Below are 17,171 nucleotides of genomic sequence, written 5' to 3'. Positions count from 1 at the left end.
TAGATCGTTCATAAAAAGAGAATTGCCAGATGAGAAACCTGAACTTTCACCACCTGTATTACTTCCGGATGGTGGCCAGAGAAGGGCACCTGACCCGGGCGGCCAAGCAGCTGCATGTCTCTCAGTCCGCGTTGTCGTCACAGATCCGGAAGCTGGAGGAACGTTTGGGGCACGAACTGTTTATCCGGGATGGGCGGGCGCTGCGGCTGACCGAAATGGGGCATCTGGTGCTGGATTACGCAGACAGCATTTTCAACCTGGGCAGCGAAATGCTGGCCACCGTGGACAGCGGCAAACTGCAGCGGGTTCAGCGACTCCGCATCGGTGCCGTGGCTACCTTGTCACGCAACTTTCAGGAAAATTTTCTGCGCCCGGTGGTGGGCGAAGCGCAGGTAAAACTGGTTATTCATTCGGCCAGCCAGGAAGAATTGCTGGAACAGTTGAGGGTGCACAGGCTGGACCTGATTCTGTCGAACCGGCCGGTTACCACGGATTCGGTCACCCCCTGGCGCTGCCAGCGCATTGCCCAGCGTAATGTCTGCCTGGTGGGGCCGGCCGGCCCGGAGGGTGAGGCCTTCCGCTTTCCACAGGACCTGACCCGGGTAAACCTGCTGGTGCCCGGGCCCAGCAGCAACATCCGCAGCCAGTTCGACATGCTGTGCCAGCAGCTGGGCGTGGAGGTGGAGCCCTACGCGGAAGTAGACGATATGGCCATGCTGCGTCTGCTGGCACGGGATTCCGGGGGCGTTGCGGTGGTGCCCGAGGTCGTCGTGCAGGACGAACTGAAAAACGGCACCTTGCAGAAATACGCGATTCTGAATGGCGTTATGGAAAGCTTTTATGCCATTACCGCCAAGCGCCACTTTGACCTTCCTGTGCTGCATACCCTGCTCGATCGCTGGAAAGACAACAGCAGCGCGGGCCGCGCCAACTTGTGATCCCCGCAGGATGATCTAAATTAACCCAAGACATCATTAGCAAGACTGCAGCTTGGCGGCGAGACGGCTTCATTGAGCTGCCGTACCTTCCCCTCGCCCGATTCCTTCCATAGGGCACTGGATTTCCACCAGATTCGCTCTTGTCGTTGGGGAGTTCCTCCGGTTCTGACAGGCCAGATGCTGCACGAGGAGGACTCGTGAGTGAAGGCGTAAAAATCAACACCAGCATCATCGTTGTGGCGTTCCTGCTGTTCGCCTCGTTTTTTGTCTACATGGTCGTCAACCAGCAGGTGCCCGGCAGCCTGAAAGTGACCACCAAGGGTGGCAATGCGTTCGAACTGGACTTCAGTGAGCAGGAATACGAACTGACCACGCTGATCGACAAGGTGATGGAGGACGAAAAACGGGCCGCCATCGTGCGGGCGACGCTGCGGGAAAATTACGACCTCTACAACGTCAAAAGCACCGAATTTGTCGATTACTTGCGCCGGCTTTCGCCGCAGGACGCAGTGTCAGAAGAAATCATTGGCCTGCTGGTGGATGGCGCCGGACCCTTTGACCATCAGTTTCATACCTACCGGAACATCCATACCCTCAGTGCCGCCCTGGAAATCATCAAACTCGACCCCAAATCGCCCGCTGCTGTGCGCTTGCGCGACGCGGCCGTGAACCAGGAAGGGATTTTCAGGCAGATAGGCCTGCCCGTTGAAATAGCAGTAGTGCCCGCAGCACGCCTGTCTGATGACCATGCCTCGGTGTGCTCGCCCGGCAAGCACAAGTACATTGGCCATGACCTGGTACTGGCCAACAAGGAAGTGGCGGAAAGAATGGTCTCTGTGTATGCCCGAAACCCCTTCATCTGCTTCCAGGAGGGGGAAGAGGTAAGCGCACCCCTGATCACCATCAATACCAATACCGCCAAGAAGCTCTACGGCGAGGGTGACGACACGGGGCAGATCAAGTCGGCGCTGATGTTCGTGGTTCCGTTGGGGTATCAGGTCAAAGCAATCGTGAATGACAGCACAACAAGCGTTTCCATGAATTTTCATGGCGTCGGAGGTGACCAATGAAAACACTGATTCTGTTAGCCAGCTTCTTTTTCGCATCGGCGGCAGCTGCCGACTGCATGTACAACGGTGAGTCCTATCCGACCGGCACAGTCATCGGGCCCCTGGTATGCCAGCCGGATGGAACCTGGCAGCGGCGGTAGACTTTACCCCTGGCGGTGAACCTCGCATACAACTGGTCGATATAGAAGCGGATAGCTGGAGCCTTTCCATGTCCTCTTATGCTGACAGGTTTGTGAGAAATTGACTTATGAATGGTAGAGGAAATTCTGAAATTAGCGTGGACTACGCTTGGATTCCCATCCCTAGTTGGTTTTTGTTCTTTTAACTATTTAAAAATAGTGCAAATTTAGCTTTTTTGTTTGTTTGGGCCGAATTCCAGAAAATACTAAACCTGTCGCTTGTCATAGCTGTTGTTGTTTTTATAATGCCCCATCTCAGCAAGGATGGCTGAGCCCCATACATGGAGGTAGCAAATGCTTGTCTTACTCAATCATCTGCCTGGTAACAGGATCGCCAAGGTGCGTTGATCCAATTTTTTCTGATATCACTTGCTGCCAGAGAGTCTGTCTCGACGTGCCCGCTTGCGCTGGGCAGGTAAGGATTGGTTTTGCTTAAAAGAAAATTGAATGGGAAAAGTGTATGACGCGAATCCTGAGTGCCGTTACTTTGGCGTTCCTGCTTGCGACCCCGGTTTATAGCGAGCCTTTTGCGGAGTGGGGGTATTTGAGTTCGGATGGTGTTGAACGGATCAAAGTGACCGATTTAGAGCCCGGCATGCAAATGCCGAGTAAGAAAGCCGTAGGCTTCGCTTTGATGCCTGAGACCGTTGCCCTTGGAGTATTTCCTGCGAGGGGCGACACGTCGGATTGTGCAATCACCTTGAGAACACAGCGTGGTGTCAAGGAAACATGCGAGTTTTACAAAACGGAATTCGAGGTAAAGGGCATCAAATTTGAAGAGGTAAATCACCCAGAGTACTGCAGCTATTTTGCCTCAGGAGAATACGTGCCCGGCGTTGTTGTGTCGTCAATGGACGGACTTGATGGCCTTTACAGTATTAATGGCGTAACTCAGATAGATCTAAATTTTGAGTCGCAGACAGCCTATCGCTGTGACTAGTGAAGGCGACTGCAGGCATTGAAAATTTTGCCTGCTGAATGCAGGTAAATGATCCTCGCTGTTTCCCCGCCATCCTTCGGCCTGGATTCATCGCTACTCGCAGGCGGATCATGAACGCTATCGTCAATTGGTAGGTCCGATGTCGGGGACCTGTTGTGAACTGGACGATGCAAAAACAGACTTCGAGAACGACGAAGGTCGACTGACTCAGATTCTGTATCGGGTCCCCCGGGCTGTCTCTCCTCTGGAGTTATCAACATCCTACCGCCAGAGTCTGGAGAGGGCTGGTTACACGATTCTTTTTGAATGTGCGGATGAGGCCTGCGGTATTACCCGGTTTACCGTGAAATTGATCCGCGCGTTGAGAGCATTTTGGGCCTTCGGTATCTTGCCGCAGCCAGCAGCGATGGCAGATTGCGAGTGAGCATAGCTATTCCTGAAACCTCCAGCCGCTACCAACCTTACTCGCTCCATGTTCTGGAACAGAGGGCTCTGGACAACAAAGTGTCGGTTCTGTCGTCGAAGGAACTGAAACAGCGTCTTGACCTCACCGGGCGAGCGATTGTGGGAGGGATCATTTTCGAACACGACAGTGCCAGTATTCTGGAAAACTCAAAACCAGCCCTCGGCCAAGTGGCGGCATTGCTGTCCTCCACCACGGATTTAAAGCTCTATGTTGTCGGCCACACGGATAACACAGGCGACCTGGAATACAACCGTCGGTTGTCCGAGTCCCGGGCACGGTCGGTTGTTGATCATCTGGTGACGTTCCACGGTATTGCTCGTGACCGTTTACAGGGATTTGGAATTGCATCCTTGTCGCCGGAAGGCAGCAACACTTCCGCAGAAGGGCGAGCTCAGAATCGGAGGGCGGAGCTGGTCGTGCAGTGACCTGGGCTGGAAGACTGGAGAGCGGGGCGTTCACCTGTTGCTCCCCCCGGTGTCATATACTGGAAAGTATCGTTCGAGGGGGAGCTATGCGCTATCGACTCAGCCGCGACGGCAACTTCAACAAACAGCTCAAGCGGCTTATCCAGTCCGTCCACGAAGACATTGCTTTGTCACTCTTGCAAGCCACCCGGGAGCCCGAAACCGGGGTGCATGAGGCGCGTAAACGCACAAAAGAAATCAGGGCTTTGCTGCGACTCATTCGACCCTGGATGGGCGAAGCCGAGTATACCGGTTGGCGCAAACGCTATCGTGCGTTAGCCCAGAAGTTGGGCGATAGCCGCGACGCGGACGTGCGCCTGAAAACCTGGCGGGCGCTGGTTGAGCAATGCCCGGAGCTCCAGGTCAAGCCGTTCAAACGAGTGGCTCGGTTTCTGGACGACGATAAGAAACGAGCACGGAGCGAGGTTGGCGATGAGCGGTTTTTTCTGAGCCTGGCTCAGGAGGTCGAGGCGCAGCGAACGGCCGTGCAGAACTGGACTCTGGTGAGCGCACCGGAAGAGCTCGCGGCTGAATTCCAGCGGATCTACAAAAAAGCCCGCCGTGCCCAGAAAAAGGCGCGTAAGTCTGAGGACATCGAAGATTTTCATCGGTTTCGAAAACGCTCGAAAGACCTGTTTTACTGCTCGCGGGCACTGAGGCCTGTGTATGGCAAGCGGCTGAAACAATGGGTGCGAGAACTCCAGGAAGTCACTGAAATTCAGGGGCAGGCTAACGATCAGGCGGTGTTGCTGGATTATTTGAAAGAGCAGAGATCGGTCATTGGTCTGGACGTCAGACACTGGAACATCGCGAAGGCGTGTGTTTTGAAGAAACGGAAAAAGCTCCAGATCGCGTCCCACAAGCGTGCGAGGAGGCTGTTTGCCGAGTCGGACATTTTTTGGCGCAACGGCAAGCGCATGTAGTCGGTTTCGCATGTATCCACTATCGGGTGAACACGTGTAATCCGTTGGCGGTAAGTTGTGATCCGGTTCACTCTTGCAGCTTGACTTTCGTTCGTCTTAATACGAGCTTATATACAAGGTTAGAGCAACCAGGCATAACAAAAAAACGACGATAAGCGTCTGAAAAAAATAAAAAAGGTTTGCTGCGAATTTATGACTCCGCGAGCGGTTTTTCAGCGATACGAACAAATTCGTCGGCGCCTGCCAAGCTCTCATCGAATTCCTGCCTGTCCCTCAAAACCGCCTGAGCATGTTCCCGATCTGGACGCGCTGTCTGGCCATTTCGATGTGTTTGTGTTCGATGCCTTTGGGGTGCTGAATGTCGGTGAACAGGCGATCCACGGGGCGGTTCAGCGATTTGAGGCGTTGCAGTCGATGGGGAAACGCCTGTACATCCTCACGAACTCGGCCAGCTATGAGAAAGATTCACTGATTGCCAAATTTCGCCGGCTGGGTTTCAACGTTGATGCGGAAAACATCATCAGCAGCCGGGAAGTGATGATTCACAACCTGAGCACCTCCGGCATTTTTTCCGACTCCGCTATCGAATCCTTGGGTGTAATCAACGTTTGCAACCTGGCGGACTTCCCGGCGAATCTTCGTTACGAATCCATTTCCGGCAAAGGCGATTATCGTCAAACGGTTGCCGAAAACGAACGTTTCCAGCAGGCGGATGGCTATATCTTCCTGAGCGCGGCTCACTGGAATGCGGACGCCCAAGCCGAGTTGCTGGTGCATCTGAAGCGCAATCCCAAACCCGTCTATGTGGGCAATCCAGACCTCGTCGCTCCGCGGGAAGGTTGCTTCTCACTGGAGCCAGGCTATTACGCCCATGAGTTATTGGACCAGACGGAATGTCCGGTCGAATTCTTCGGCAAACCGTTTCAGAACACCTTCAGTTATGCCATTGCCAAGATTAAGGAAAAGAACGCACTCCAATCGCTGGACCGAATTCTTATGCTCGGGGATACCCTGCATACGGATATTCTCGGGGCGCTCGCCTCCGGGATTAAGACTGCCCTGGTGACCGATCACGGCAGCTATGCCGGGCAGGATGTGTCAACTTACATTTCTGAATCGGAGATCGTACCGGACTACATACTGCCTTCCATATAACGACAACAAGCAACGGAACGAGAAGGAAAACGCGATGAACACAATAAAAACAATTGCCAAAGCCATAGCGTTTGCAGGGATGGCTGCAACGTTTAGCAGCGCAGCCAGTGCCGCATGCCCGAACCAGGGGGCGTTGGATGCGCGCTACTGCGACGCAGACAACGACCTGATTGCCGATGTGCCAACCGATGCCGGCCAGTGGCTGGACCCGGAGACCCTGATTTTTGCCTACACCCCGGTAGAAGACCCTGCCGTGTACAAAGAAGCCTGGGCCGACTTCCTGACCTATCTGGAAGAGCAAACCGGCAAAAAAGTTGTGTTCTTCCCGGTGCAATCCAATGCTGCCGAAATTGAAGCCATGCGTTCTGGCCGCCTGCACATCGCGGGCTTCAACACGGGGTCTAACCCGCTGGCGGTCAATTGCGCGGGTTATCGCCCGTTCACCATGATGGCCGGTGAGGATGGCAGCTACGGCTATGAGATGGAGATCCTCACCTATCCGGGCTCTGGCATTGAATCCATCAAGGATATCAAAGGCAAGAAAATGGCCTTTACGTCGCCAACCTCAAACTCTGGATTCAAGGCGCCGTCCGCCATCCTGAAGGCCGACTACGACATGTTGCCGGAGCGGGATTTCGAGCCGGTGTACTCGGGTAAGCACGACAACTCCATTCTGGGTGTCGCCAACCAGGACTATCCGGCCGCCGCCGTTGCCAATTCAGTACTGGGTCGGATGCTGTCCCGCGATGTGGTCAGCCAGGACCAGATTGTGTCGATCTACAAATCCCAGACCTTCCCAACGACCAGTTATGGTGTCGCGCACAATCTGAGGCCGGAACTGCAGGAGAAAATCCAGCAGGCATTCCTTAACTTCCCCTGGGAAGGCACGTCGCTGGAAGAGGAATTCTCTCGTAACGGCGAGGCTCAGTTTGTTCCGATTACCTACAAGGAGCACTGGGATGTGATTCGCAAGATCGACGCAGCGAACGACATTTCCTACTCCTGCTCTTAAAGGGCGGCCGAGAAGTCGATGGGCAGCGGGTCTACCGCTGCCCGGTTTTTCCACTTTTTCGCTTGTTTGTTAGGGAATGAACCCGTGCTTGAACTTGAGAAGTTGTCCAAAGCCTACACGTCCGGCGAGTACGCCCTGAAAGACGTGAGTTTCACCATCGAGAAAGGGCAGGTCGTTGCGCTGATCGGCCCCTCCGGTGCCGGCAAGTCCACCCTGATTCGTTGTATCAACCGCTTGGTCGACCCTACCTCCGGCACGGCCAGCTTGAACGGGACGAACATCACCGCGATGCCGACGCGTAAGCTGCGCGAAGTGCGCCGCCAGATGGGCATGATTTTTCAGGATTATGCCTTGGTCGACCGCCTGAGTGTGATGGAAAACATCCTGTCGGGTCGCCTGGGTTATGTCGGATTCTGGCGAAGTCTGTTCCGCAAGTTCGGTCCGGAAGCTGAGAACGATGCCTTCGGCTTGCTGGAGAAAGTGGGCCTTCCCGGTTACGAGGATAAGCGAGCTGACGCCCTTTCTGGCGGGCAGCGCCAGCGGGTCGGTATCGCCCGGGCTCTGATTCAGAACCCCAGCCTGTTGCTGGTCGACGAACCCACCGCGTCTCTCGATCCGAAAACCGCTCGCCAGGTCATGCGCCTGATTCAGGATCTGTGTCACGAGCGTAACCTGGCCGCGATCATCAATATCCACGATGTGGCTCTGGCGCAGCAATTCGTTGAACGCGTGATTGGTCTGAAAGACGGGCAGGTGGCCTACGACGGACCACCCGATGGCCTGACCCCCGAGGTGCTTACCGAAATTTACGGTGAGGAAGACTGGTCCGCCACGGCTCGGAAAGATGACGATGAGGGCGGGCCCGAAAAAGAGACCCCAGCAGCGTTCGCGGTGGAGAAGTAATGACTGATACCGTTCAACTGAAAAGGTGGCGTCGCCCACCGATGATCAAGCGTACGTGGCTTCGGGCGCTGGTCTGGGTCGGCGTGCCGTTATATGTCGCGTTGTCTCTGGGCAGCATGGAAGTGAACTGGGCCCGGGTGATTGATGGTCTTCCCCGAGCCAAGGAATTCATTCTGTCGTTCTCGTCGCCGGATTTTACGAGCCGCTGGAATGACATCTACGAGGGCATCTATGAAAGCCTGGTGATGGCGTTTGCCTCAACGGTCGTGGGTATCCTGATCTCTGTCCCCATTGGCCTTGGAGCGGCGAGAAACCTCGCGCCCACGCCGGTTTATCTGGTCTGCCGCGGCATTATTGCCCTCTCGCGGGCCCTGCAGGAAATCATTGTCGCCATCCTGATGGTGGCCATCTTTGGCTTCGGGCCGTTTGCCGGTTTTCTCACTCTCGCGTTCGCCACCATCGGCTTCTTCGCCAAGTTGCTGGCAGAGCGGATTGAGGATGTCAGCAAGTCCCAGTCGGAAGCCATCCGCGCGACGGGAGCGAGCTGGTCGCAGTGGGTGCTGTACGGAATCCACCCACAGGTGTTTCCCCGGTTCATCGGGCTTTCCATGTACCGGCTGGATATCAACTTCCGGGAATCGGCGGTACTGGGTATTGTCGGCGCCGGTGGTATCGGTGCGACCCTGAACACCGCGTTTGACCGCTATGAGTTCGACACGGCGGCGGCCATCATCCTGATTATCATTGCGCTGGTCCTGATGGCGGAATACACCTCCAGCTGGCTACGAGTTAAGGTGCAGTAAACATGGCGGTAAAGTTTTTAACTGACGACACAAAAAAATGGCAGCGTCATGACCTGAAAACCAGCCTGATGATCTGGTCGGGCTGGCTGGCTGGGTTGGTGTTGTTCGTGCTCTGCTGGCAGATCATTTCCGAGGCCACCACCTGGTTCTTCGTGTTTGATGCACCGCGCATTGCCGAGGATATTTTCACGCGGGCCATGCCGCCCCGTTGGGAATACATCAACGAACTCTGGGAGCCGCTGTGGGATACCTTCAATATCGCCACCATCGGCACCGGTATTGCCATCCTCTTCGGCGTGCCTATGGCCTTCCTGACGGCCAATAACACCACGCCATCGCGTTACATCATTCGCCCGCTGTGCATGGTGTTTATTGTTGCCTCCCGCTCGATCAATTCCCTGATCTGGGCGCTGCTAACCGTGGCCATCCTGGGCCCGGGCGTGCTGGCGGGTGTGGTTGCGATTTCCCTTCGTTCGATCGGTTTCTTCGCGAAGCTTATTTACGAAGCCATTGAAGAAATCGATACCACGCCGGTGGAAGCCATCAAGGCCACGGGCGCCTCGCCCCTGCAAGTGATGGTGTATGCCGTGTGGCCGCAGGTGAAAGCGATCTTCGTTGGGGTGGCCGTGTTCCGGTGGGACGTGAATATTCGTCATTCCACCGTACTGGGGCTGGTGGGTGCGGGCGGTATTGGCCTGCAGTTATCGTCCTCTCTGAATACACTGGCGTGGCCTCAGGTGTCTCTCATCATCCTGGCGATCCTGCTCACCGTGATCTTCTCCGAGGCGATCTCGGCGAGGATTCGGGCGCATATCATGAACAAGTGAGTGGGACGAACCCTGTAAGGTCAGAGTTGTGTTGGCTGTGTAAGCAAATAGAAGGAATAAAAAAGCCCCCGATTTTGGGGGCTTTTTTTGTGTGACTGACGTCGATGTCAGAGCTTGATATCGAAGTCGAAGTATTTGTTCATGATGTCGTCGTAAACGCCGTTGTTCTTCAGCTTGTCGAGAGCCGCGTTGACCTTCTCCGCCAGCTCTTTATCGCGCTTACGCATGGCAACGCCCACGCCCTGGCCAAAGATACGTGCCGGTTCCTTGATGAAGTCGCCGTGCTGAACGACCTTCGGATCGTCTTTGCCCCATTTGATACCGACAGGCGCATCCAGGAACACGGCATCCAGACGCTCGCCGGTCAGATCAAGGTACATGTCGTCCGTGGTGGTGTAGCGAATGACCTTGGCATCCGGGTGCATTTCGGCGACATAGCGTTCCTGGTTGGTGCCGCGCTGAACACCAATGCGGGTGTCGCTGGTGTTGGCCTGGTCAAAGTCCGACTCCGCCCGGGTGAAGAACAACGAAGGGGTGGTGTAGTACGGCTCAGAGAACAGCACCGCGTTGCGACGCTCTTCGGTGATCGACATGGAGGAGACAATCAGGTCGTACTTGCGCGCCAGGAGGCCCGGAATGATCCCGTCCCAGGCCTGCACGACCCAGTCACATTCCTGACCGGTGATTTCCTGACACATGGCGTTGCCAAGGTCGACCTCAAAACCCACCAGCTTGCCGTCTGGCCCGCGCTCGCCGAAAGGAGCGTAGGGCACGTCCATCGCGACCCGCAGGGGTTTGGTGTCCTTCGCCAGTGCCAGAGGAGTAGTCAAAGTAAGGGCAATAAATGCCAGAAGCAGAGTTTTCATGAATAGTATTTCCTGTAACAGCCCACCACTGGCGGCGGGCCTAAAACGAAAGTATTGATTGATGGTGTGAGCAGGTGTGAAACCGGAAGCCGGTCTATTCGTTGTACCACTCGCTGAGGGCGTGGCGAGACAGGCGATAATGACCAACACGAAGCTTTGCACAGGCGTGTGGCGGCTGGCGTCTGCAGCGTTTCGACGCGCTGACGCGGAAACACCGCTCGGGCAAAGTGTTTACGTAACCGGTCATTCGGGGTCTGGTTACCTCATATCGCATCGACAATTGATGACCTTTGGAGAGTAGGGCAAACCGCTCCCTGAAGGCCAGCGCTTTATGCCAGTGCCAAGTTTCACCGCCGCCATTATAACGTGTTGCGGCGTGGCGTGGGAGTCGTCCGGCTTCGGCCTTTGTTCTGGTATGATGCACCGTTTTGGTTCGCCGGCCCGGCAGTTTTCCGGCCAGAAAAATAGAGGGTAAGACAGCTATGTTGACACTTATTCGGGGCGCTCAGGTACTGGCGCCGGAATCTCTTGGTGTTCAGGACGTTCTGGTCGCCGGAGCCACGATTGTTGCGATCGGCCCTGATCTGAGCTTGGCCGGGAATGTCGAAATCGACGAGATTGACGGCACAGGCTGCTATCTGACACCGGGACTGGTGGATACGCTCACCCACATTACCGGTGGTGGCGGCGAAGGTGGGTTCAATACCCGGACGCCCGCGATGGAACTGTCCGACGCGGTGAGAGGTGGTGTCACCACGGTGACCGGCGTGCTGGGCACCGATTCGGTGTCCCGGACCCTGCCGGACCTGCTTGCCAAGGCTGCGGGCCTGGAGGCCGACGGCCTGACGGTGGTCTGTCATACCGGTTCCTACCATGTGCCCATCAAAACCCTGATGGGCAGTATCCAGCAGGATCTGATGCTGGTTGAACGGTTTGTCGGCGTTGGCGAAGTGGCGATTGCCGACCACCGGGGCAGTCAGCCCCACTGGCGTGAACTGGCACGCATCGGCGCAGAAGCTCGCACCGGCGGGCTGCTCAGCGGCAAGGCGGGGATCGTCAGTGTCCACGTGGGTGAGGGCAAGGATGGTCTGGACCTGCTGTTCGCCGTGGCCGAGCACTCGAGTGTGCCCCTGAGCCAGTATTACCCCACCCATATGAACCGCTCCACCGTATTGCTGGATCAGGGCGTGCGCTTCGTCGCTGGCGGAGGCTATATAGACCTGACTGCCAGCCATACGCCTGAAATTCTGGCCGCCGGTGAGGTGAAATGCGCCAGCGCACTGAAGTACCTGCTCGACCAGGGCGCGGACGAAAACCGGATCACCTTCAGCACCGATGGCCATGCCAGTCTGCCGCATTTCAACGAGGCGGGGGTGCTTGAGAGCCTCAAGGTCGGCTCGATGGCATCAATGCATGAGGAGTTCCGGGATGCCGTCATGGAGGATGGGGTGTCCCTCACGGCGGCGCTGAAAGCGGTAACCGCCAATCCGGCATCGGTTCTGAAGCTGGACCGCAAGGGCCGCATCGCCCAAGGGCTGGACGCCGATTTGTTGTTGCTCGATCAGAAAAGTCTGGAGATCCGCCGGGTCATGGCTCGGGGCCAATGGGCGATGATTGATGGGCAGGTGGTGCTGAAAGGGATGTTTGAGGCGCGCTGATAAATCCATTCAGGGCCGTTTGGGTTTTTAAACAGAGCCATCGCTCCTGGGAGTGTTCGCGGAATCAATGGCGCAGTGATGGCCTTTGGCGGCAATCATCCACAGGGAGTGACGATCGAAAGCTAATCGCGTAGCGGGACTGACGCTACCTGCGCCGGCGTCAGCCTCTGGCATGCGCCCTGGGGCAGTTGGGCCGGCAAGGTGATACCACCAATACATTCGCGGTGCAGGCTGGTGACCCGGTTGCCAACGGCATGGAACATTCGCTTTACCTGATGGTAGCGCCCTTCAAAAATGGTCACGCGCGCCTCGCAGGGGGCTAGCTGTTCTATTGCCGCGGGCGAGGTTGTGAGCCCTTCCCAGGCAAACCATATGCCTTCCGCAAACCGTTGTTCTGTTTCCTTGCTGATGGGCTGGAGGGTTTTTACCCGGTAGACCTTGGGTATCTTGACGGCGGGTTCAGTCAGCCGTCGCGACCAGTTGCCGTCGTTGGTCATAATCAGCAGGCCGGTCGAGGCCCGATCCAGGCGCCCCGCAATGTGAAGGTGAGGACGTAGCTCCCCGGGTACCAGTTCCATCACCGTTGGATGTGTGTTGTCCTTGGTGGCACTGAGGTATCCGGCGGGTTTGTTCAGCATCAGATAGTAGGCGGCAACTGCATGCTGTATGACTTGATCACCGACAACCACACTCTCGAAACGTGACACCTCCCTGGCCGCATCGGTGCAGACTTCGCCATCCACGCAGACCTGCCCGGCGGCGATGGTTCGGATGGCCTGCTGTCGACTGACGCCATTCTGGTTGCTGAGGATTCGCGAAAGTTTCAAGAGATTCCGGGGTGCTTCGAGTTGCTGTTAAGCGCAATGTTATCAAACCGCTGTTCGCAATAACGAAAAAAGCCCCCGAAATCGGGGGCTTTTTGGCGTTTGGTGGAGACGGCGGCCAACAAACGTCATCTTCATGTAGTTGAATAATATTGTTTTTTAATTGGTGCTTAAGGGGGTATACCCCCATAAGTACCCCCCGGGTTCCTTTGCGTTGAGTGCTGTTTTGCTTCGCCTTGCCTCTGCACCTTGTGCTCGTGGGGCTGTCACATTAAACGCCTTTGGTAATACTCCCGCAACCGCCGCATGCGTGGGTCAAGAGCAAGCTCCGGTTGGGCTTCTTCGAGCTCATCCAAGCATGTTTTCAGCTCGGGATGAGGCCACTGTTGGTCAGCGATCACTGCATCAAGTAAATACAGTGATTCCTCGGGAAACCTGACACACAAAGCTGTCTTGTGGAGCAAGTGAACAATGTAATTTGGATCTTCAACTGGTTGTAGCCATTCGTGAATATCAGTCAAAGCTGAGGGGAATTCCGATCGCGCTGCGATGCTCAGTCGGGCTAGTGATTCCGAAATTCTGGGCGTTATACGGTCCCGGGATTTAGGCCATATATTGTACCAGAAGGGCTGGACACGACTATTCCAGTATTCCTCGTTTCGGTCTCCCGAACCCTCGAGGGCTTGGTATAGAGCCTGAGCCGAGTCCTCCAGTCCTTCCTGTGGCAGTGATTCAATCGCAACCCTGAATTCATCCATGGTGTAGCCTTCGGTTACACTAAGTGCTGCGTAAGTTATGAATGCTGCAAACTGGTTTCGCTGTTCGCCTAAGTCTGAAAAATGTTCAGCGCTTTCAAGGAAGTGCTGCTTAAGCGCAATCAACAAAGGTTGATATAAGCGGGGGGACCATAGGAAGCCTTGCCACAATGCTTTTGCTTCTGCAGGATTATTCCAATTGAACAGGGGAACTAGGTGTTGGTTGGTCCATTCTTCGTCAACACGAAAGAGTGCAATCACCCTTGATGCCAAAATGACTCTTCCGTGTCGGAAACTCTCAATTTGAGCATTGCAAATTTCTGTGAAAAGCTGCTTTATATCTCCGGGTAGTAGGTCACCGTCACTCGGGCCTTTCTGCAACCAGACGTTTAGCAGGGCTTCCGTGATATGGCCGACTGGGTGATTAATGGCTTCAGTGACCGGCATTTCGATGGGCTGCCCGTTGCGAAATACTGTGGTGGTGGCCTCGAATGGCATTGATAGAATTCGGCGACACAGGTTCAATAATAACGTTTCGCCATGGCCGTTGATTGATCCTGAGACAGCCTTGATCCATGAAGCTACAGATTCGCCTATTTCCTGGAGAACGTCGTCAGGCATTGTCTGCACCACCGGCGCGACATGTTTCCAAGATTGAGATGCCATTTTCCCTTCGCTCCAAACTTGCAGAGCTTGGCGCCACCGATCTTTAGGCCAATCATTTTCTGCACTTAAATCGGACAAAGCGTTCACGCAGACACGGAAATGGGTTCGGCATATCTCTTGCCATGTGTCTTCGATAAAGGGGCGTTGTTTTGTTTCTGGTTTCGACAGCCACCTCACTAGCTCTCCTCTAGTGGTGGGAGCAATATCCACTTCGCAGAAATATTCAAAGCCTGGGTCACCTGTACCACTACTCCAAAAGGTGAATTCTTCTTCTTGATTGGGGGCCAAGGTCAAATGGGGATATCGATTGGTCAGCTCTGCTAAGCGTTCCTGCGCTGGAGTGTTCAGAGAAAGGCCGCTGGAGCTCAATTTTGCTAAGCGAAGCCAGATTGATTGTTCGGCCTGGTTTTTCCGAATTTCTGGGCCCCAATCCTTCGGGAATCCGTCTTGTGGTGGCCCGTTCAAAATTGCGGTTTCCATGCGCTGTTGTGAAGCTGCATCCAAACACCGACCTTGAAGGGTAAGTAATCTGCAAACTTCTCGCTTCGTCTCGCTGAACCACAGCCAATGCCTCCCATCAGATAGCAGCCAGTTTACCCAGTGCTTTGGGCGAACGCAGTCGTCATGGCTTGCCGCGAATAGCGCGAGACGTTTGAACATAGGGTACGGCAGTTGGAACCAGTGATGAGCAATTCTCGTTGCATGGGTCATTTCCTCGTCACGAAAAGCTACCCACGAATCCCGGAGTAATTCGACTAGGCTTGTCCAGTCATGGCGCCTGCGGTTTTGCCAGTGGGGTTCGATGGATGGGAGATCCCAGTCTGACCCGAGCCTAACGCCGTTGGGTTCATCAAGCTCCCGCATGAGGTCCAGCGCATCACGCAGTAGTTGCTGAAAATCATCCAGCAGCTTTGGTAGGGCGGCTTTCCAATACTCGTCGGAATGTTCAAATAGAGCTGCGTATACGTAATCGGATGCAAGCACTAGGTCCCATCCGACCAGTTCTCCCACACGCGTGGGTTCCTCCTGAATTTTTATGTCCGCGCCAAAATGGCTGGGTTGCCTCAAGGCTACTTGCGGGTTTAGCAGTTCGCGTAACCTGAGACGAAGAGTAGTGTTTAGTCCATCACGTCTCAATTGGCGCAGCCAGTCATAAAGATTGTTGCTAGGCCCTGGTCCTTTGACTCGCCCGCCGATTAATAAGCGCCACAATTTACGCATAGGATTATTTGGAATAGCCTTGGGCGCATTTTTCAAAATGTTCTTTAGTTCGGAGCTCTTTCCCTCCTGCTGCAACTTGGCTATGTGCTCCAACTTCTGCTCTATTAAGGAGGTCCATTTTTCATGTACTTGGCCACCACGTTGGGCAGCCCAAAGGATCAGTCTTGGATCATTCAGGTGACGGAGCAGCCAACGGGCAAGCTGAAACATTACAGCGTCCCAGTCACTTCCAGTCGGCGTTCCGGACGCTAGTTGCATCGGTGGCGCTAGGTGGTAGGGGGCAGGCCGCAGAGCCAAGCTAAATCGTAGTTTTGGGTCGACTTTCTCGCGCGGCGGTACGTCGAATCGGTTCAGGTCTCGATGTTGGAATCGCTTATCAGAAAACGCGTAGAGCAACCAATCCAGTGGAGGAACTGGATCAAAGTCCGCAAAACGCCTGGCCGGAGCCCCAGTCTTATCCGACAGTGCCCATAACATGCGACCGACAAAATCGTCTTGCTTTGTACTGGCTGAAGGATGGGCCAACGCGTGGGTGACAACAATGTTTTCTTTTCCTGTTGTCCCATTTTTGTAGGTAGTCGCCCATTCCTGCACGGTTTGATGGAGAGCTGAATGATTGGCGGTGCCAGGCGGTACTTCATAAAGAATGGGGTTAACTCCCTTGGCCTCCCATTCATTGGTGGTCCGACTTTCCTGTCCCGGTGTGCACTCGCCGAATGCCCAAGCCTGTTGCGTGACTTCACCCAGCATTCGATCGGCCGCCAGAGCATCCATCATGTACCGTAAAACAGGATCGTTAATGCTGTAGCCGACAAAGCAGACTACGTAATTGCGGAAAAGTTCACTTACGAAACGCGCTGCCCACCGTTCAGTAAGGTACGCCAAACCGAAGTCGCCACTGGTAATAACTAGTCTGTTCAAATCGGCATTGTTAGGTTTATTTTGCAGCAGTCCATGCAGATAGACTAAGCCATCCCACCTGCTGTTTTTTGGAACTGGAAGCATTGGAGCAGGATATTCAGTGAATCGCTGTTTTATGCGTCTTGCAGCTGTGTGAAACACCCGGTCAAAATTGGTGGTAACCAATCGAAGGGCCCCTTCTCTAGTCTGCGAAAGACGGAGCAGTGCCGCATGCGTATCAGTGGCACCTTTTCGGCGCAACTTCGGTTTGAGGGCCAGGGCCAGAGCACGGCGAACGGCCAAGCGCTGTCCCGGTAAGCGGCGCTCAAGGAGGTCGAGTGCTGCATCGTATTTGAATTGGTCCAGTGCCTCTTTCTCGATGGCCGAGGGAGTGGTGCCGTTCATCTTATAGATTTCTGAGACGAGCCCCCCAAAACCAGGCAAACCCGCAGGAAAGGAAATGCCTGCACCGCAGAAGAAAACAACGCGGCCTTCCTCGTGTGCCTGCAATAATTCATCCGGTACGTCGGGGCCGTTGGCGATGAATTGCATTCCTTTTGCTTCCTATCTCAGAAATATGATTGCTGGCGAAGAGGCTTGG

15 protein-coding genes are annotated in these 17,171 nt (G+C 55.0%); 12 read left to right on the top strand and 3 right to left on the bottom strand.

Annotation, left to right across the window (positions count from 1 at the left end; all coding sequences use genetic code 11):
• Positions 1-29: 29 nt before the first annotated feature.
• The 11 genes from LPB19_RS01330 to phnE (LPB19_RS01280) all read left to right on the top strand — a co-directional run bounded on the left by LPB19_RS01330 (position 30) and on the right by phnE (LPB19_RS01280) (position 9,680).
• Complete coding sequence (locus tag LPB19_RS01330; protein WP_206644300.1) at positions 30-938, top strand: LysR substrate-binding domain-containing protein; 909 nt, start codon at positions 30-32, stop codon at positions 936-938.
• Positions 939-1,135: 197 nt separating this feature from the next.
• Positions 1,136-2,008 (top strand): hypothetical protein, encoded by an 873-nt coding sequence (locus LPB19_RS01325; RefSeq protein ID WP_206644299.1) that lies wholly within the window; start codon positions 1,136-1,138, stop codon positions 2,006-2,008.
• Entirely contained in the window at positions 2,005-2,148 is a 144-nt protein-coding gene (locus LPB19_RS01320) for a hypothetical protein (protein WP_206644298.1), read from the top strand. Before LPB19_RS01325 ends, LPB19_RS01320 begins: the two co-directional genes overlap by 4 nt.
• Positions 2,149-2,647: 499 nt before the next feature.
• Positions 2,648-3,127, top strand: coding sequence for a hypothetical protein (locus tag LPB19_RS01315; protein WP_206644297.1), 480 nt, complete (start codon positions 2,648-2,650; stop codon positions 3,125-3,127).
• Between the two features lie 420 nt (positions 3,128-3,547).
• The gene (locus LPB19_RS01310; protein WP_206644296.1) at positions 3,548-4,018 is read left to right on the top strand and encodes an OmpA family protein; all 471 of its coding nucleotides are present in this window, start codon (positions 3,548-3,550) and stop codon (positions 4,016-4,018) included.
• An 86-nt stretch (positions 4,019-4,104) separates the two neighbouring features.
• Entirely contained in the window at positions 4,105-4,980 is an 876-nt protein-coding gene (locus LPB19_RS01305) for a CHAD domain-containing protein (protein WP_206644295.1), read from the top strand.
• 192 nt (positions 4,981-5,172) lie between these two features.
• Positions 5,173-6,135: an HAD-IIA family hydrolase gene (locus LPB19_RS01300; RefSeq protein WP_206644294.1), complete on the top strand. Its 963-nt coding sequence runs from the start codon at positions 5,173-5,175 to the stop codon at positions 6,133-6,135.
• A gap of 34 nt (positions 6,136-6,169) precedes the next feature.
• Positions 6,170-7,147, top strand: coding sequence for a phosphate/phosphite/phosphonate ABC transporter substrate-binding protein (gene phnD / locus LPB19_RS01295; protein ID WP_228289167.1), 978 nt, complete (start codon positions 6,170-6,172; stop codon positions 7,145-7,147).
• A gap of 84 nt (positions 7,148-7,231) precedes the next feature.
• A complete protein-coding gene (phnC, locus tag LPB19_RS01290; protein WP_228289166.1) occupies positions 7,232-8,050 on the top strand; it encodes a phosphonate ABC transporter ATP-binding protein in 819 nt (272 codons plus the stop codon).
• Entirely contained in the window at positions 8,050-8,853 is an 804-nt protein-coding gene (phnE, locus tag LPB19_RS01285; protein ID WP_206644292.1) for a phosphonate ABC transporter, permease protein PhnE, read from the top strand. Before phnC ends, phnE (LPB19_RS01285) begins: the two co-directional genes overlap by 1 nt.
• Before the next feature lie 2 nt (positions 8,854-8,855).
• The gene (phnE, locus tag LPB19_RS01280; protein WP_206644291.1) at positions 8,856-9,680 is read left to right on the top strand and encodes a phosphonate ABC transporter, permease protein PhnE; all 825 of its coding nucleotides are present in this window, start codon (positions 8,856-8,858) and stop codon (positions 9,678-9,680) included.
• A 107-nt stretch (positions 9,681-9,787) separates the two neighbouring features.
• Here the strand turns inward: phnE (LPB19_RS01280) and LPB19_RS01275 are convergent, their stop codons facing one another.
• Positions 9,788-10,546, bottom strand: coding sequence for a transporter substrate-binding domain-containing protein (locus LPB19_RS01275; RefSeq protein WP_206644290.1), 759 nt, complete (start codon positions 10,544-10,546; stop codon positions 9,788-9,790).
• Positions 10,547-11,028: 482 nt separating this feature from the next.
• Between LPB19_RS01275 and iadA the strand changes: the two genes are divergently transcribed.
• A complete protein-coding gene (iadA, locus tag LPB19_RS01270; protein ID WP_206644289.1) occupies positions 11,029-12,204 on the top strand; it encodes a beta-aspartyl-peptidase in 1,176 nt (391 codons plus the stop codon).
• A gap of 122 nt (positions 12,205-12,326) precedes the next feature.
• Here iadA and LPB19_RS01265 read toward each other — a convergent pair whose 3' ends face one another.
• Together LPB19_RS01265 and dsr1 are read right to left on the bottom strand one after the other, a co-directional pair.
• Complete coding sequence (locus LPB19_RS01265; RefSeq protein ID WP_206644288.1) at positions 12,327-13,031, bottom strand: pseudouridine synthase; 705 nt, start codon at positions 13,029-13,031, stop codon at positions 12,327-12,329.
• A 263-nt stretch (positions 13,032-13,294) separates the two neighbouring features.
• Entirely contained in the window at positions 13,295-17,122 is a 3,828-nt protein-coding gene (gene dsr1 / locus LPB19_RS01260; protein WP_206644287.1) for an anti-phage defense-associated sirtuin Dsr1, read from the bottom strand.
• Positions 17,123-17,171 lie beyond the last annotated feature (49 nt).

The organism is Marinobacter salinisoli (assembly GCF_017301335.1).
GTDB classification, from domain to species: domain Bacteria; phylum Pseudomonadota; class Gammaproteobacteria; order Pseudomonadales; family Oleiphilaceae; genus Marinobacter; species Marinobacter salinisoli.
The sequence above is the reverse complement of the archived record's forward strand: the minus strand, read 5'-3'. Positions and strand labels throughout refer to the sequence as shown.

What these genes read in the sequence shown, in the direction of transcription:
- LPB19_RS01330 (WP_206644300.1), top strand. Translation starts at nt 30, where the DNA reads ATGAGAAACCTGAACTTTCACCACCTGTATTACTTCCGGATGGTGGCC.
- LPB19_RS01320 (WP_206644298.1), top strand. Translation starts at nt 2,005, where the DNA reads ATGAAAACACTGATTCTGTTAGCCAGCTTCTTTTTCGCATCGGCGGCA.
- LPB19_RS01315 (WP_206644297.1), top strand. Translation starts at nt 2,648, where the DNA reads ATGACGCGAATCCTGAGTGCCGTTACTTTGGCGTTCCTGCTTGCGACC.
- LPB19_RS01305 (WP_206644295.1), top strand. Translation starts at nt 4,105, where the DNA reads ATGCGCTATCGACTCAGCCGCGACGGCAACTTCAACAAACAGCTCAAG.
- LPB19_RS01300 (WP_206644294.1), top strand. Translation starts at nt 5,173, where the DNA reads ATGACTCCGCGAGCGGTTTTTCAGCGATACGAACAAATTCGTCGGCGC.
- phnD (WP_228289167.1), top strand. Translation starts at nt 6,170, where the DNA reads ATGAACACAATAAAAACAATTGCCAAAGCCATAGCGTTTGCAGGGATG.
- phnE (WP_206644292.1), top strand. Translation starts at nt 8,050, where the DNA reads ATGACTGATACCGTTCAACTGAAAAGGTGGCGTCGCCCACCGATGATC.
- phnE (WP_206644291.1), top strand. Translation starts at nt 8,856, where the DNA reads ATGGCGGTAAAGTTTTTAACTGACGACACAAAAAAATGGCAGCGTCAT.
- LPB19_RS01275 (WP_206644290.1), bottom strand. Translation starts at nt 10,546, where the DNA reads ATGAAAACTCTGCTTCTGGCATTTATTGCCCTTACTTTGACTACTCCT.
- iadA (WP_206644289.1), top strand. Translation starts at nt 11,029, where the DNA reads ATGTTGACACTTATTCGGGGCGCTCAGGTACTGGCGCCGGAATCTCTT.
- dsr1 (WP_206644287.1), bottom strand. Translation starts at nt 17,122, where the DNA reads ATGCAATTCATCGCCAACGGCCCCGACGTACCGGATGAATTATTGCAG.